The organism is Thioalkalivibrio sp. XN8 (assembly GCF_011058255.1).
GTDB lineage: Bacteria > Pseudomonadota > Gammaproteobacteria > Steroidobacterales > XN24 > XN24.
In genome coordinates this window covers 1-242 of the sequence record NZ_JAALFH010000018.1, presented here as the reverse complement: position 1 = coordinate 242, position 242 = coordinate 1, and the positions used below count along the sequence as shown (strand labels likewise).

1 protein-coding gene is annotated in these 242 nt (G+C 68.6%); it reads right to left on the bottom strand.

Annotated features, from left to right (window positions below; translation table 11 throughout):
* Positions 1 to 242 (bottom strand): hypothetical protein (locus tag G6N75_RS02530; protein ID WP_165346501.1); only part of this gene is annotated, 242 nt, incomplete at both ends.

Here is a 242-nt window from a genome sequence, read left to right as displayed (position 1 = left end):
TGGCGACCCTCAGGGAATGCCTGCGGGACCCAGCCGTTCTGGTACGCATGCGCCTTCAGCACGGCTTCCACAGCGGGATCGCCGCTGCGATGGCACGTCATGCAGGAGGAGGCCAGGGCGCCCTCGAGCACGTCGTTGAGCTGGTCACCGAAGGGCGGCTCACCCGTCTCGACCGTCGAAGCCATCGCCACGTCGGCACCCGGCAGGATGTCGAAGCCCGGCACATGGCAGGCGTAGCAGGC